General features: G+C 51.2%; 12 protein-coding genes. 6 read left to right on the top strand and 6 right to left on the bottom strand.

Going from position 1 to position 15,110, the window contains the following annotated elements; all coding sequences use genetic code 11:
* Positions 1 to 9: 9 nt before the first annotated feature.
* Entirely contained in the window at positions 10 to 633 is a 624-nt protein-coding gene (gene dsbA / locus MRY16398_RS28650) for a thiol:disulfide interchange protein DsbA (protein WP_125125607.1), read from the top strand.
* A gap of 15 nt (positions 634 to 648) precedes the next feature.
* Here the strand turns inward: dsbA and MRY16398_RS28645 are convergent, their stop codons facing one another.
* A complete protein-coding gene (locus MRY16398_RS28645; protein WP_039077390.1) occupies positions 649 to 1,557 on the bottom strand; it encodes an acyltransferase in 909 nt (302 codons plus the stop codon).
* 424 nt (positions 1,558 to 1,981) lie between these two features.
* Between MRY16398_RS28645 and polA the strand changes: the two genes are divergently transcribed.
* Both polA and MRY16398_RS31490 read left to right on the top strand, forming a co-directional pair.
* Complete coding sequence (polA, locus tag MRY16398_RS28640; RefSeq protein WP_125125606.1) at positions 1,982 to 4,768, top strand: DNA polymerase I; 2,787 nt, start codon at positions 1,982 to 1,984, stop codon at positions 4,766 to 4,768.
* Between the two features lie 165 nt (positions 4,769 to 4,933).
* Positions 4,934 to 4,981, top strand: coding sequence for a spot 42 RNA, inhibition of DNA synthesis (locus MRY16398_RS31490; RefSeq protein ID WP_071892919.1), 48 nt, complete (start codon positions 4,934 to 4,936; stop codon positions 4,979 to 4,981).
* A gap of 88 nt (positions 4,982 to 5,069) precedes the next feature.
* Here MRY16398_RS31490 and yihA read toward each other — a convergent pair whose 3' ends face one another.
* On the bottom strand, positions 5,070 to 5,702 hold the full coding sequence (gene yihA, locus MRY16398_RS28635) for a ribosome biogenesis GTP-binding protein YihA/YsxC (RefSeq protein WP_103245895.1): 633 nt from the start codon (positions 5,700 to 5,702) through the stop codon (positions 5,070 to 5,072).
* 574 nt (positions 5,703 to 6,276) lie between these two features.
* Between yihA and yihI the strand changes: the two genes are divergently transcribed.
* A complete protein-coding gene (gene yihI / locus MRY16398_RS28630) occupies positions 6,277 to 6,789 on the top strand; it encodes a Der GTPase-activating protein YihI (RefSeq protein WP_039077374.1) in 513 nt (170 codons plus the stop codon).
* A 185-nt stretch (positions 6,790 to 6,974) separates the two neighbouring features.
* Positions 6,975 to 8,348 (top strand): oxygen-independent coproporphyrinogen III oxidase, encoded by a 1,374-nt coding sequence (gene hemN / locus MRY16398_RS28625; RefSeq protein ID WP_125125605.1) that lies wholly within the window; start codon positions 6,975 to 6,977, stop codon positions 8,346 to 8,348.
* Between the two features lie 75 nt (positions 8,349 to 8,423).
* Here hemN and MRY16398_RS30485 read toward each other — a convergent pair whose 3' ends face one another.
* The 4 genes from MRY16398_RS30485 to glnA form a co-directional block, all read right to left on the bottom strand.
* Positions 8,424 to 8,546 carry a YshB family small membrane protein gene (locus MRY16398_RS30485; RefSeq protein ID WP_139153727.1) on the bottom strand — a complete coding sequence of 41 codons (123 nt, stop codon included), beginning with the start codon at positions 8,544 to 8,546 and terminating at the stop codon, positions 8,424 to 8,426.
* Between the two features lie 109 nt (positions 8,547 to 8,655).
* The gene (glnG, locus tag MRY16398_RS28620) at positions 8,656 to 10,068 is read right to left on the bottom strand and encodes a nitrogen regulation protein NR(I) (RefSeq protein ID WP_039077372.1); all 1,413 of its coding nucleotides are present in this window, start codon (positions 10,066 to 10,068) and stop codon (positions 8,656 to 8,658) included.
* A gap of 8 nt (positions 10,069 to 10,076) precedes the next feature.
* Complete coding sequence (glnL, locus tag MRY16398_RS28615; RefSeq protein ID WP_071194771.1) at positions 10,077 to 11,126, bottom strand: nitrogen regulation protein NR(II); 1,050 nt, start codon at positions 11,124 to 11,126, stop codon at positions 10,077 to 10,079.
* A gap of 262 nt (positions 11,127 to 11,388) precedes the next feature.
* Positions 11,389 to 12,798: a glutamate--ammonia ligase gene (gene glnA / locus MRY16398_RS28610; protein ID WP_039077370.1), complete on the bottom strand. Its 1,410-nt coding sequence runs from the start codon at positions 12,796 to 12,798 to the stop codon at positions 11,389 to 11,391.
* A gap of 380 nt (positions 12,799 to 13,178) precedes the next feature.
* On the opposite strand from glnA, the gene typA reads away from it, so the two are divergent.
* Positions 13,179 to 15,002, top strand: a complete 1,824-nt coding sequence (gene typA / locus MRY16398_RS28605) for a ribosome-dependent GTPase TypA (RefSeq protein WP_039077369.1) — start codon at positions 13,179 to 13,181, stop codon at positions 15,000 to 15,002.
* Positions 15,003 to 15,110 lie beyond the last annotated feature (108 nt).

Here is a 15,110-nt window from a genome sequence, read left to right as displayed (position 1 = left end):
GATTTAATCATGAAGAAAATTTGGCTGGCGCTGGCAGGAATGATTCTGGCTTTTAGCGCTTCGGCAGCACAATTTACCGACGGTAAACAGTACATTACGCTCGATAAACCGGTTGCTGGCGAACCACAAGTCCTGGAGTTTTTCTCATTCTATTGCCCGCACTGTTACGACTTTGAACATGTGTGGCATGTTGCGGATGCTGTAAAACAGAAGCTGCCGGAAGGCACTAAAATGACGAAATACCATGTTGAGTTCCTTGGCCCGTTAGGCAAAGAGATGACTCAGGCATGGGCTGTTGCAATGGCTCTTGGCGTGGAAGATAAAATCACCGCACCGATGTTTGAGGCTGTGCAGAAAACACAAACCGTTCGGTCTGTTGCTGATATCCGCGATGTCTTTATCAAAGCCGGCGTTAAAGGTGAAGAGTACGATGCGGCGTGGAATAGCTTTGTTGTGAAATCACTGGTTGCACAACAAGAGAAAGCTGCTGCTGACTTGCAGTTACAGGGAGTTCCGGCCATGTATGTTAACGGCAAATATCAGTTGAATATGCAAGGCATGGATACCAGCAGCATGGATATCTTCGTACAGCAGTATGCTGACACTGTTCGATACCTTGTCGAGAAGAAGTAATACCATAAACGCCGGTCACTGACCGGCGTTATTATATTCACGTTTGATTGCGTCAATTTGCTGGTCTTTCTCGCTCCATAACGCATTTAGCCACTGCTGAAAACCACGCTTAAAATTCTTATCGTTAACGTAATCGCCATGCAAATCTTCGTTAACCGATAACAAATTTACGCGAACAACAATGCGCGTTAACTTCCCGCTTAGCATATCAAAAAACGGTTTTTTGTCGTTTTCCGGATAGCAGAGCGTAACATCAAGCAATTTATCGAATTGCTTGCCCAAAACGCCGAGAGCCATCGCTATCCCTGCTGCTTTAGGGGGGAGCAGGTTATTGAATGCCGATCGTGTCTCGATACGTTTTTCATCGGTAAAGCGTGAACCTTCAACGAAATTCACAATGGTTGTCGGATGCAGACGAAACTTCTCGCAGGAACGGCGCGTGGTCTCTACATCTTTACCGCGCCGCTCGGGATGGCGTATCAGGTAACCCCGCGAATAGCGACGCATAAACGGCATATCCAGAGCCCAGCAGGCCAGCCCAATAAAGGGAACCCAGGCCAACTGTTGCTTAAGAAAGTACTTATTCATCGGGATATGTTTGCGGAAAAGCACGCACAGCACCACGATATCTGCCCAGCTATGGTGGTTGCAGATAAGCAGGTACCAGTTCTTTTTGTTCAGCCCTTCCAGGCCTTCAATATCCCACTGGAGATGCGGGTTAAGGTGCAGCAGCCAGGCCAGTCCTTCACACCAGCAATACATCATAAAATTACAAAATGCAGAGATAGCGCGCCACAGTACCGGAATCGGCAGTAATAGCTTAAGAATACCGGCGATAATGATCGGTACAGAACAGAAGATAGTCACCAGGATGGTGAGTATGACACTCAATACCAGAGTGCATACAACGAGCAGTCTCGACATAGTTAATTTATTCAAATGGTTAATCACAGCATGTACATCATGGCGCATGCAAGGCGCTGATCTTATCAGAAAACACTTCATATGATTGGGTAAAGGTTAGCCTTAGTGTGCGGTCGTAAGGTGTTGTGCTAAATCAAATTACTTTTTCTTATATCCACATGGAGCAAATTGTCACCAAAAGGCAATAATGATCGTTTCTCTTTTTTTAATCTCTTGAAAAATAAGGATACTTACTTTTCTGCGATCGGGAAAAATGCACAATAATCCAGTCCTTAAGAAATAATTCACAAACTTATCCACAGGAATGTATGGGAAGCGATCCCGCAGATCGTGAAATCTTTTTCGGCAAATGCGGTGAAAAACTGATGTTTTCGCCCGTCTGTGGCATCCTTTAGCCATAAATTGATAAACAGGCACGGACATCATGGTTCAGATCCCAGAAAACCCACTTATCCTTGTTGACGGCTCTTCCTATCTCTACCGCGCATACCATGCGTTTCCGCCGCTGACTAACAGTGCAGGCGAGCCTACTGGCGCTATGTACGGCGTCCTGAATATGCTGCGCAGTCTGATCCTGCAGTATCAGCCGACACATGCCGCAGTGGTGTTTGATGCGAAGGGCAAAACGTTCCGTGACGAACTGTTTGAGCACTATAAATCTCACCGTCCGCCAATGCCGGACGATCTGCGCGCGCAGATCGAGCCATTGCATGAAATGGTCAAAGCGATGGGGCTACCGCTGCTGGCCGTTTCGGGCGTAGAGGCTGACGATGTTATCGGCACGCTGGCGCGCGAAGCCGAAAAAGCAGGGCGTCCGGTCCTGATCAGTACCGGCGATAAAGACATGGCTCAGTTGGTAACGCCAGGTATTACGCTTATCAACACCATGACCAATACTGTCCTGGGGCCAGAAGAGGTCGTAACCAAATACGGCGTGCCGCCGGGGTTGATCATAGATTTCCTCGCTTTAATGGGCGACTCTTCAGATAACATTCCCGGTGTTCCGGGCGTGGGCGAAAAAACCGCACAGGCGTTATTACAAGGGCTTGGTGGCCTGGATACGCTGTACGCCGAGCCGGAAAAGATTGCCGAACTCTCTTTCCGTGGCGCCAAAAATATGGCGGCGAAGCTGGAGCAAAATAAAGAGGTGGCTTACCTCTCTTATCAACTGGCGACCATTAAAACGGATGTTGAGCTGGAGCTGACCTGCGAACAGTTGGAAGTTCAACAACCGATAGCAGATACGCTACTCAACCTATTTAAAAAATATGAATTCAAGCGCTGGATTACGGATCTGGAAGGCGGTAAATGGCTCCAGGCAAAAGGTGCTAAACCGGCCACGAAGCCGCAAGAGACGGTTGTCGTTGAAGCTGAGGCCGAAGTGTCTGCTGCGGTCCTGTCGTTTGATAACTACGTCACCATCCTTGATGAGGACGTGTTAAACGAGTGGATTGCGAAACTCAAAAAAGCGTCAGTGTTTGCCTTCGATACCGAAACGGACAGTCTGGATAACATCAGCGCTAATCTGGTGGGGCTCTCGTTTGCGACCGAACCTGGGGTAGCCGCTTATATCCCGGTCGCGCATGACTACCTGGATGCACCAGCCCAGATTTCTCGCGATCGGGCGCTCGAATTACTGAAAGACCTGCTTGAAGATGAGAAGGTCCAAAAAGTGGGGCAGAACCTCAAATATGACCGTGGCATTTTGCAGAATTATGGCATTGAGCTGCGTGGCATTGCCTTTGACACCATGCTGGAATCCTACACGCTGGATAGTGTCGCCGGTCGTCATGATATGGACAGCCTGTCTGATCGCTGGTTAAAGCATAAAACCATTACATTTGAAGAGATTGCGGGTAAAGGCAAAAACCAACTGACCTTTAATCAGATCGATCTGGAGCAGGCCGGGCGTTATGCTGCGGAAGATGCGGACGTCACGCTGCAACTGCACCTGAAAATGTGGCCGGAATTGCAAAAGAATGCTGGCCCTTTAAATATCTTCCAGAACATAGAGATTCCTCTGGTACCGGTGCTTTCCCGCGTAGAGCGTAATGGCGTTAATATCGATCCTGCGGTGCTGCACAAACATTCGGAAGAAATTGCCCTGCGTCTGGCGGAATTAGAGAAGAAGGCCCATGAAATCGCAGGCGAGCCTTTTAACCTTTCCTCAACCAAACAGCTACAGACGATTCTCTTTGAAAAACAGGGCATCAAACCGCTGAAGAAGACACCGGGCGGCGCACCGTCAACCTCCGAGGAAGTTCTGGAAGAACTGGCGCTGGATTACCCTTTACCCAAAGTCATTCTTGAGCACCGTGGTTTGTCGAAACTGAAATCGACTTACACCGATAAGCTGCCGCTGATGATCAATCCAAAGACCGGGCGCGTACACACTTCCTATCACCAGGCTGTCACGGCGACCGGGCGTCTGTCCTCCACCGATCCCAACTTACAAAACATTCCGGTGCGCAATGAGGAAGGCCGACGTATTCGCCAGGCGTTTATCGCGCCAAAAGACTACGTCATTGTTTCCGCTGACTACTCGCAAATTGAATTGCGCATTATGGCGCATCTGTCGCGGGATAAAGGCCTGCTCTCTGCCTTTGCCGAAGGGAAGGATATCCACCGTGCAACGGCGGCAGAAGTGTTTGGTTTACCGCTGGAAAGCGTGTCGAATGAACAGCGACGCAGCGCGAAAGCTATCAACTTCGGTCTGATTTATGGCATGAGCGCGTTTGGTTTATCCCGCCAGCTCAATATCCCGCGTAAAGAGTCGCAGAAGTATATGGATCTCTACTTCGAACGCTATCCGGGTGTACTGGATTATATGGAGCGCACCCGCGCACAGGCGAAAGAGCAGGGCTATGTTGAAACCCTGGAAGGGCGTCGGCTCTATCTGCCGGACATCAAATCCAGTAACGCAGCGCGTCGGGCCGGTGCAGAGCGTGCGGCTATCAACGCACCCATGCAGGGCACGGCAGCAGACATTATCAAACGCGCAATGATTGCTGTTGATGCGTGGCTGCAAACGGAAAAACCGCGCGTGAAAATGATCATGCAGGTACACGATGAACTGGTATTTGAAGTGCATAAAGACGATGTGGATGCGGTATCGCAAAAGATCCACGAGTTGATGGAAAGCAGTACCAAACTGGATGTGCCGCTGCTGGTGGAAGTCGGTAGTGGGCAAAACTGGGATCAAGCGCACTAAGTACTGGTCACATAAGCTTCTTTTTCTGTAAGTAAGCAACATAACCAGTACATTTTGTGACGATCATTAGAATTCCCTATGTAAAGGTTGAAAAAAAACTACAAAAAGTGCTTTGTGCGAAAACGAAAAGGGAGTAGAGTTAAACACGTAGGGTACAGAGGTAAGATGTTCTATCTTTCAGACCTTTTACTTCACGTAATCGGATTTGGCTGAATATTTAGCCGCCCCAGTCAGAAATGACTGGGGCGTTTTTTATTGGGCGAAAGAAAGAAAAAGCGCGAACGGATGCCGCGCTTAAGGGTCATTCTTCGGTGGTTTGCTCGGTAATCGGCGCAATGGTGTTAAACCAGTTATCCAGCTTCTCGCGCAATTTATCTACGCCCTGCTTCTTCAATGACGAAAACGCTTCTACCTGCACGTCACCATTAAAGGCAACCACTGCTTCGCGCACCATATTAAGCTGCGCCTTACGCGCACCGCTGGCGAGCTTGTCTGCTTTCGTCAACAACACCAGAATCTGCACATTGCTCTCGACCGCCCACTGGATCATCTGCTGATCGAGATCTTTAAGCGGATGACGGATATCCATCAGCACAACCAAGCCTTGCAGGCACTGGCGCTTCTCAAGATATTCCCCTAAGGCACGCTGCCACTTGAGCTTCATCTCTTCTGGCACTTCTGCGTAACCGTAACCTGGTAAGTCCACCAGGCGTTTGCCTTCGGCCACTTCGAACAGGTTAATCAGCTGAGTACGTCCGGGTGTTTTGGATGTACGAGCCAGGCTTTTCTGATTTGTCAGCGTGTTAAGTGCGCTGGATTTCCCTGCATTGGAGCGGCCGGCAAAAGCCACTTCTATACCAGTGTCGGCGGGTAAGTGGCGAATATCAGGCGCACTGGTGACAAAATGCGTCTGTTGGTAGTTCCAGTTAGTCAAAATGGTCGTCTCCGTAATCTCGGGCATGGGGGGATTATACCTGAACCCACGTAAAAGGCTGTTTTTCTCGTCAACGGATATCTGCCAGAGAATACCCCTGTCGTTTGTAGGATATTTGCCATAAAGCTTATGCGAATTTTCAGAGAAATTGCAGGGTCATAAAAATGTAAGCTAATGAATAAAAAGGTTTTGTTATTAGAGAATTTTCTGAATTTGTGTTTTTGGGGTGTTTTGTTACTTGTGAGTTTAAATTAAGCAGGTAAAGTATTTGTAAAGGCGAGGAAGCCTGCGGGATGAAGACTTAAGGATGAGGGGTCAGGAGCGCCAGGAGGCGAAGACCAGGAAACTGTCTGGATGACAGTCTTAAAAGGGAATAAAAGGACCACAACACGGAACGTGACATGCTAAGGGAAAAACAGGGTGTGTTGTAAGCAAACAGGGAACGTTGTACCCATTGAGGGTTGAGGGTCAGAAAAAAAGGCGACAGATTACTCTGTCGCCTTTTTTCTTTGCTTGCTTTCTGCTAGATTCCGCCGCAATTCTATACTGAATAAAACCATCTAAGCCGATTATCATGAAAAAACCTTCAACCACTCCGCGCGGCAAAACACCTGGCAAAGCGCACCGTAAATCACGTGAAGAACTCAACCAGGAAGGGCGTGACCGTAAGCGCGATAAAAAACACCGTGGCAATGCGGCTGGTAGCCGTGCAAGCGGTGCGAGCGCGTCTTCTGGCTCAGGAAAAGGCGCTTCTCAGGCCGATCCACGCGTTGGCAGCAAGAAACCGATCCCACTGGGTGCGACCGAGCCCCAGGTCAAAAAGCAGCACAAACCAAAGAGCGAGAAACCTATGCTTTCACCGCAAGCTGAACTGGATCTGCTGGAGAACGATGAGCGCCTGGACGCGCTGCTGGAACGACTTGAAGAGGGCGAAACCCTGAGCGCTGAAGAGCAAAGCTGGGTAGACGCTAAACTTGACCGCATTGATGAATTAATGCAGCAACTGGGCCTCTCCTACGACGATGACGAAGAAGAAGAGGAAGAAGGCCGGGAAGATATGATGCGTCTACTCAAAGGCGGCAATTAACGGTCAGGTATGGGCCTGGCTGTCCTGCTTATAACCCTTCCGGTTATATGTTATCTGGTGTGGTTATTCGTTAAACTACAGCGGTTGTCGCGGCGCAAACTGTGGCTGCGCAACCGGCTTATGACCCGAAATGAGGTCAGGCCGGGCCGCCGTACCCGCCAGCGGCGTTATCGGAAGGAGTGAGCATGTCTGAGCAACGAATTGACTGGGATCTGGCCCTTATCCAGAAATATAACTATTCCGGGCCGCGCTACACGTCATACCCCACCGCTCTGGAATTTTCCGCTGACTATGGCGAAGAAAATTTCCGTAGTGCCGTCGCACGTTATCCAGGGCGACCGTTGTCACTGTATATGCACATTCCGTTTTGCCATAAGCTTTGTTATTTCTGCGGCTGCAATAAGATTGTTACGCGCCAGCAGCATAAAGCTGACCAATATCTGGATGCCCTGGAACAAGAGATTATCCACCGTTCGCCGCTATTCACTGACCGTCGTGTCAGCCAGCTTCACTGGGGTGGTGGTACGCCAACCTACCTGAATAAGGCGCAAATTAGCCGCCTGATGAGCTTACTGCGTGGTCATTTTCAATTCGAGGCCGATGCGGAAATCTCCATTGAAGTTGATCCGCGTGAAATTGAGCTGGATGTCCTTGATCATTTGCGATCGGAGGGCTTTAACCGCCTGAGCATGGGCGTGCAGGACTTTAATAAAGAGGTCCAGCGGCTGGTTAACCGTGAGCAAGACGAGGCCTTCATCTTTGCGTTGATTAAACGTGCGCGCGACATTGGCTTCACCTCGACCAATATTGATTTGATTTATGGTTTGCCAAAACAGACGCCGGAAAGTTTTGCCTTTACCCTGAGTCGGGTGGCTGAGCTGAGCCCGGACCGCCTGAGCGTATTCAACTACGCGCATCTTCCCTCCCTGTTTGCGGCCCAGCGTAAAATCAAAGATGCGGATCTGCCGTCCGCTCAACAAAAGCTAGATATCCTGCAGCAGACCATTGTCTCGCTGACTGATGCGGGTTATCAGTTCATCGGCATGGACCATTTTGCCCGCCCCGATGACGAGCTGGCACTGGCTCAGCGCGATGGTGTTCTCCACCGTAACTTCCAGGGCTACACTACCCAGGGCGATACCGATCTGTTGGGGATGGGCGTTTCTGCCATCAGTATGATTGGCGACAGTTACGCGCAGAATCAGAAAGAGTTAAAAGCGTATTACCAACAGGTGGACGAAACCGGCAATGCCTTGTGGCGGGGAATCTCACTGACCCGTGATGACTGTATTCGTCGTGATGTGATTAAAGCGCTTATTTGCCACTTCCGTCTCGATTTCAGCAGCATTGAGAATCAATGGGATTTGCGCTTTAACGACTACTTTGCCGAAGACCTGAAATTGCTTAAGCCACTGGCGACTGATGGGCTGGTGGAGGTTAACGAGCAGGGTATTGAAGTAACGGCGAAAGGGCGTTTATTAATTCGCAACATCTGCATGTGCTTTGACGTGTACCTGCGCCAGAAAGCGCGGATGCAGCAGTTCTCAAGAGTGATTTAAACGGTTTCCCCGGCGGCGATGCGCTGGCCGGGGATATCAGACCGTGACCTGATAAGCGAAGCGCCTGCTGGCGCTTTAGCTAAAAAGCCCAAACAGCGCGGCGCACAATACGGCAGCGACGGCGGCTTGTGGCGTATGGCTGGCAGCGGCACTAACGCCTGCGCTGCTCGACACGATATTGATGAGTGATTCCAGCATGATGACCTCCCCGTGGACGGGCAAGATCATACTGAACTCATCGGAACAGTAAAGCGCAAAATTGCAGCAATTTGCGCTCGCTATTCAATCTTTACATTTAGCTGGATGATTACTCCATCCCCAACTCTTTCAGCTTACGCGTCAGGGTGTTACGTCCCCATCCCAGCAAGCGTGCTGCTTCTTGTTTGTGCCCCTGCGTGTGACGTAATGCAGTGGTCAACAAAGTCCGTTCCATCTCTGGTTGTGCTTCGGAAAGCAGGTTTTGATGACCGGAACGTAGCGCTCTGTCTGCCCATTGCGCCAACAGCGTTGCCCAGCTATCCGGCAGCGACTGTCCCGTGCTGCTTTCCGGGATCGTGGTTTCAAACAATTCAGCCGGTAAATCCTGAATCAGGACCTCCTGCCCGGCAGCCATCACGGTTAACCAGCGGCAGGTGTTCTCCAACTGGCGCACGTTACCCGGCCAGGCCAGGCGAGTGAGCGCCGCTTCGGTTTCCGGATGCAACTGCTTTGCTTCCACGCCCAGTTCGCGTGCGGCGACCTGAAGAAAATGGCGCGCCAGACGGGGAATATCTTCGCGACGTTCACGCAGCGGCGGAAGGTGCACGCGGATAACGTTCAGGCGGTGGAATAAATCCTCGCGGAATTTTCCTTCCTGCACCCGCATTTCCAGGTTTTGGTGCGTTGCAGCGATGATGCGAACATCGACCTTCACCGGCGCATAGCCACCGACACGGTAGAACTGTCCATCGGCCAGAACACGCAGCAGACGGGTCTGTACATCCAGTGGCATATCACCGATTTCATCGAGAAACAGTGTACCGCCATCGGCCTGTTCGAAACGCCCCTGACGAATGGTATTGGCGCCGGTAAACGCCCCTTTCTCATGGCCAAACAGTTCGGATTCGATCAAATCTTTTGGGATGGCCGCCATGTTCAGCGCAATGAAAGGTGCTTTCACACGCGGGCTATGGCGATGCAGCGCGTGGGCGACCAGCTCTTTACCGGTACCGGACTCACCGTTAATCAATACGCTAATAGACGAGCGCGACAGCCGGCCAATGATGCGAAAGACATCCTGCATGGCTGGCGCTTCACCAATAATATCGGTGGTTGGCCCACTTACCTGCACATTACGCGGTTGCTGTTGTTCCTGATAATGGCTGATGGCGCGCTCAACCAGCGCTACCGCTTCGTCGATATCAAATGGCTTTGGCAGATAATCAAACGCCCCTTGCTGATACGCGCTGACTGCCGCATCCAGATCGGAATGCGCGGTCATAATGATGACCGGAAGCATCGGGTGGCGCTGTTTGATTTGCTTTAACAGGGCAAGACCGTCCATACCGGGCATGCGAATATCTGACAGCAGCACGTCCGGCGTTTTGGTGGTAAGCGCATCAAGCACTTCATTTGCGTTTTCAAACGTTGTACAGCTCAAGCCAGCCCCGGTGAGCGCGCGTTCAAGCACCCAACGGATGGAGCTATCGTCATCAACGATCCAGACTATCCCTCGTTGCATAAACACCTCTATTTCCGAATAGGCAGGAACACCGAGAACTCGGTATGGCCTGGCCAACTGGTGAATTCAATTTTGCCAGAGTGTTGATCAATCAAACTTCGTGCGATAGATAACCCTAAGCCAGTACCGCCTTCACGCCCGCTCACCATCGGGTAAAACAGCGTGTCCTGCAGGTTTGACGGAATACCAGGCCCGTTATCTTCCACATCAATACGTGCCGCAAGGCGGTAGCGAACGCCGTGCAGCGTGAGCTGAAACGCGGTGCGGGTACGCAGAATAATTTCGCCGCCCTCGGGTCCCAGCGCCTGGAGTGCGTTGCGAACAATGTTCAGTAACACCTGTTCAATCTGGTCGGGATCGTGTGCCAGCTCCGGCAGGCTCGGATCATAGTCGCGCACCAGGGTGACGTTTTCGGGTAATTCCATCGACACCAGTTTCACGACTCGTTCAGCGACTTTATGAATGCTTTCTGTTACGTGCATACCGGGCTGTTGTGGCCCAAGCAGTCGGTCCACCAGGTTACGCAGACGGTCGGCCTGCTCAATGATGACTTTGGTGTATTCCAGCAACGAAGGGTCAGGCAGGGCTTTGCTTAATAGCTGCGCCGCGCCACGTAAGCCTCCGAGCGGGTTTTTGATTTCATGCGCCAGGCCGCGTACCAGATCGCGCGCTGCCACTTGCTGGGCGTGCTGGAGCTGTTCCTGGCTCAGGCGTCGCTGATTGTCCATCGGTGCCATCTCCAGAAGGATGAGGCCCTCAGGCAACCGTTGCGCCGTTAACGAGAGAATATGTGAACGTCCGTCGATAACGAGGGTGACTTCATTGTCCGTAAAGCCTTGTCCGGCATCCAGACTTTCCCGCATCAGGACGATATTGAGCGAGAAATAACTCAGCAGGTCCGGCAAAGGCGTACCGAATAATTTACGGGAACTTTGCGCCAGAAGTTGTTGTGCCGCCGGGTTGGCGTAATGTACCGCCAGCTCGTCATCAACCAGCAAGATGCTGTTGATTAAAGAATTGAGGATCTGCCCAGCATCGGGCAACGAGCCACTTGCCATCCAGCAGTCTCCCAAAGAATGCACTATTTTAGTGCAGTATAGCGCTTTATAAGTAAATAAGGCGGTAATTCAGGTTGTTGGTGGAGAAAAAAGCCCATCTAGGATGGGCTGAAAGTTTCCACGGCAACAAAATATCCTATGTCTTTCTCGCTACAACGGCATTGGCTTCCTTCGCTTACCCCGGTCACATAGATCTCTATGCTCCGGGGGATTCACTCAATCGCCGCCTTGCTGTAACAAGAAATCCCTCGGATTTAAATTATTAAACGCTGTAGTACAGCTCGAACTCTACCGGGTGCGGCGTCATGCGTACGCGGTCGTTTTCTTCGATACGCAGAGCGATGTAAGCATCAATTGCGTCGTCGGTGAATACGCCACCCGCAGTCAGGAACTCGCGGTCTTCGTTCAGGCAGTTCAGTGCTTCTTCCAGAGAGCCTGCAACCTGCGGGATTTCTTTCGCTTCTTCAGCTGGCAGGTCATACAGGTTTTTGTCCATCGCTTCGCCCGGATGGATTTTGTTCTTGATGCCATCAAGACCAGCCATCAGCAGCGCTGCGAAGCACAGGTACGGGTTAGCAGCCGGGTCCGGGAAACGCACTTCAATACGACGCGCTTTCGGAGATGCAACCACCGGAATACGGATGGAAGCTGAACGGTTACGGGCAGAGTAAGCCAGCATGACCGGTGCTTCGTAACCCGGGACCAGACGTTTGTAGGAGTTGGTAGTCGGGTTGGACAGGGCGTTGATCGCTTTAGCGTGTTTAATAACGCCGCCGATGTAGTACAGCGCCTGCTCAGACAGACCAGCATATTTGTCGCCAGAGAACAGGTTTACGCCGTTCTTGGACAGAGACATGTGGCAGTGCATACCGGAACCGTTATCACCGAACATCGGTTTTGGCATAAAGGTTGCGGTTTTACCGAAGCGGTGAGCAACGTTGTGAACCACATATTTGTAGATCTGAATTTCGTCTGCTTTTTTGGTCATGGTATTGAAGCGGGTTGCCACTTCGTTCTGACCAGCAGTTGCAACTTCGTGGTGATGAGCTTCAACAACCAGGCCCATCTCTTCCATTACCAGACACATAGTGGAGCGCAGGTCTTGTGCGGAGTCCACTGGCGGAACCGGGAAGTAACCACCTTTAACAGCCGGACGGTGACCTTTGTTACCGCCTTCGTATTTGGTGGAGGAGTTCCATGCGCCTTCGATATCATCGATAGCAACGTGGGAACCGGAAATAGAGCTGCCGAAACGTACGTCGTCGAACAGGAAGAACTCTGGCTCAGGCCCGAACAGAACGGTGTCTGCGATGCCTGTTGCGCGCAGGTATTCTTCAGCGCGTTTTGCGATGGAGCGCGGGTCGCGATCGTAGCCCTGCATGGTGCCCGGCTCGAGGATATCGCAACGGATGATCAGAGTCGGTTCTTCGTAGAACGGGTCAATGACAGCGGTAGAGGCGTCCGGCATCAGTACCATGTCAGATTCGTTAATGCCTTTCCAGCCACCAATCGAGGAGCCATCAAACATTTTGCCTTCTTCAAAGAAGTCAGCATTTACCTGATGAGCTGGGATCGTGACGTGCTGCTCTTTACCTTTAGTGTCGGTGAAGCGCAAATCAACAAACTTGACTTCGTGCTCGTTCAGCATCGTCAAAACGTGTTCAGCGGACATACTTAAACTCTCCCGGATTTATCATTGTCGTCGTGGTAACGAGGTCTACAATTACGGCGCTAACCTGTCGTTGTTGCCATGAAAAAGATAAAGCGAAATCTATGCCAACTTTTAAATGTCACTAAAAAGGCGCTATTATGCGCACCATAGTGCAAAAGGGCTGCACCACAATGGTTATGTTGCACCAATTCAGTGCTTGCATGTGAACATCGAGCACCGAATTGGTGCAATTTTAGTTGAGCAGCCCGATTTCGCTTCGTGAAAATGATCACAAAGCAACCCTGCAATACTTGTTTGCGGGGGATGTTTGTGATCCTGTTTTGTAGTGCGATTAATCCGTGTACAATAACGCGCTATTTCTAAATGCCTGAGGCAAAGTTGTGATCGAAAATCTGCGTAACATCGCCATCATCGCGCACGTTGACCATGGTAAAACTACCCTGGTTGATAAGCTGCTGCAGCAATCCGGTACGTTTGATGCGCGTGCCGAAACTCAAGAGCGAGTGATGGACTCCAACGATTTGGAGAAAGAGCGTGGGATTACCATCCTGGCTAAAAACACCGCTATCAAATGGAATGATTACCGTATCAACATCGTTGATACCCCGGGGCACGCCGACTTCGGTGGTGAAGTTGAACGTGTCATGTCCATGGTAGATTCCGTTCTGTTGGTCGTTGATGCAATGGATGGTCCGATGCCGCAGACGCGCTTCGTGACCAAAAAAGCCTTTGCTCATGGCCTGAAACCGATTGTTGTTATCAACAAAGTCGACCGTCCGGGCGCACGTCCTGACTGGGTTGTCGATCAGGTATTCGACCTGTTCGTAAACCTTGACGCAACCGACGAACAGCTGGACTTCCCTATCGTTTACGCCTCTGCGCTGAACGGTATCGCGGGTCTGGATCACGAAGATATGGCGGAAGACATGACCCCGCTGTATCAGACCATCGTTGATCGCGTACCGGCACCAAATGTAGACCTTGATGGCCCGCTGCAGATGCAAATCTCCCAGTTGGACTACAACAACTACGTTGGCGTCATCGGTATCGGCCGTATCAAACGCGGTAAAGTGAAACCGAACCAGCAGGTCACTATCATTGATAGCGAAGGCAAAACCCGTAACGGTAAAGTCGGTAAAGTTCTGACCCACCTGGGTCTGGAGCGTATCGAGAGCGATATCGCAGAAGCGGGCGATATCATCGCGATCACCGGTCTGGGCGAGCTGAACATCTCCGACACCATCTGCGATACGCAGAATGTTGAAGCACTGCCGGCACTGTCTGTTGATGAGCCGACCGTAACCATGTTCTTCTGCGTAAACACCTCTCCGTTCTGTGGTAAAGAAGGTAAGTACGTTACCTCTCGTCAGATTCTTGACCGCCTGAACAAAGAGCTGGTACACAACGTTGCGCTGCGCGTAGAAGAAACCGAAGACGCTGATGCATTCCGCGTTTCCGGTCGTGGTGAGCTGCACCTGTCGGTACTGATCGAGAACATGCGTCGTGAAGGTTTCGAGATGGCGGTTTCCCGTCCGAAAGTTATCTTCCGCGAAATCGACGGCCGTAAACAAGAGCCGTTCGAAAACGTCACGCTGGACGTCGAAGAGCAGCACCAGGGTTCTGTGATGCAGGCACTGGGTGAGCGTAAAGGCGACCTGAAAAACATGAATCCAGATGGCAAAGGCCGCGTACGTCTCGACTACGTGATCCCAAGCCGTGGCCTGATCGGCTTCCGTTCTGAGTTCATGACCATGACCTCTGGTACGGGTCTGCTGTACTCCACGTTCAGCCACTACGACGACATTCGTCCGGGCGATGTGGGTCAGCGTCAGAACGGCGTACTGATCTCCAACGGTCAGGGTAAAGCGGTTGCTTTTGCGCTGTTCAGCCTGCAGGACCGCGGTAAACTGTTCCTGGGCCACGGCGCAGAAGTTTACGAAGGTCAGATCATCGGTATTCACAGCCGTTCTAACGACCTGACTGTAAACTGCCTGACCGGTAAGAAACTGACCAACATGCGTGCGTCCGGTACTGACGAAGCAACGGTTCTGGTTCCGCCGGTTAAGATGACCCTGGAGCAGGCTCTGGAGTTCATCGATGATGACGAACTGGTAGAAGTTACCCCGACCTCTATCCGTATTCGTAAACGTCACCTGACGGAAAACGATCGTCGTCGCGCTAACCGTGGTTCTAAAGAAGACTAATCTTCTTTTTTAACCAGGTACGTGATGCCGGGCGGGCGTAATAGCCAGCCGGAAAAAAAGCCGCTGCTCTCAGCGGCTTTTTCTTTTGCTGAGTGCGTACCACCTGAT

The organism is Phytobacter sp. MRY16-398 (assembly GCF_003925915.1).
GTDB lineage: Bacteria > Pseudomonadota > Gammaproteobacteria > Enterobacterales > Enterobacteriaceae > Phytobacter > Phytobacter diazotrophicus.
The sequence above is the reverse complement of the archived record's forward strand: the minus strand, read 5'-3'. Positions and strand labels throughout refer to the sequence as shown.

Excerpts from the sequence above, each read along its gene's own strand:
- dsbA (WP_125125607.1), top strand. The coding sequence starts at position 10 with ATGAAGAAAATTTGGCTGGCGCTGGCAGGAATGATTCTGGCTTTTAGC.
- MRY16398_RS28645 (WP_039077390.1), bottom strand. The coding sequence starts at position 1,557 with ATGTCGAGACTGCTCGTTGTATGCACTCTGGTATTGAGTGTCATACTC.
- polA (WP_125125606.1), top strand. The coding sequence starts at position 1,982 with ATGGTTCAGATCCCAGAAAACCCACTTATCCTTGTTGACGGCTCTTCC.
- yihI (WP_039077374.1), top strand. The coding sequence starts at position 6,277 with ATGAAAAAACCTTCAACCACTCCGCGCGGCAAAACACCTGGCAAAGCG.
- hemN (WP_125125605.1), top strand. The coding sequence starts at position 6,975 with ATGTCTGAGCAACGAATTGACTGGGATCTGGCCCTTATCCAGAAATAT.
- MRY16398_RS30485 (WP_139153727.1), bottom strand. The coding sequence starts at position 8,546 with ATGCTGGAATCACTCATCAATATCGTGTCGAGCAGCGCAGGCGTTAGT.
- glnG (WP_039077372.1), bottom strand. The coding sequence starts at position 10,068 with ATGCAACGAGGGATAGTCTGGATCGTTGATGACGATAGCTCCATCCGT.
- glnL (WP_071194771.1), bottom strand. The coding sequence starts at position 11,126 with ATGGCAAGTGGCTCGTTGCCCGATGCTGGGCAGATCCTCAATTCTTTA.
- glnA (WP_039077370.1), bottom strand. The coding sequence starts at position 12,798 with ATGTCCGCTGAACACGTTTTGACGATGCTGAACGAGCACGAAGTCAAG.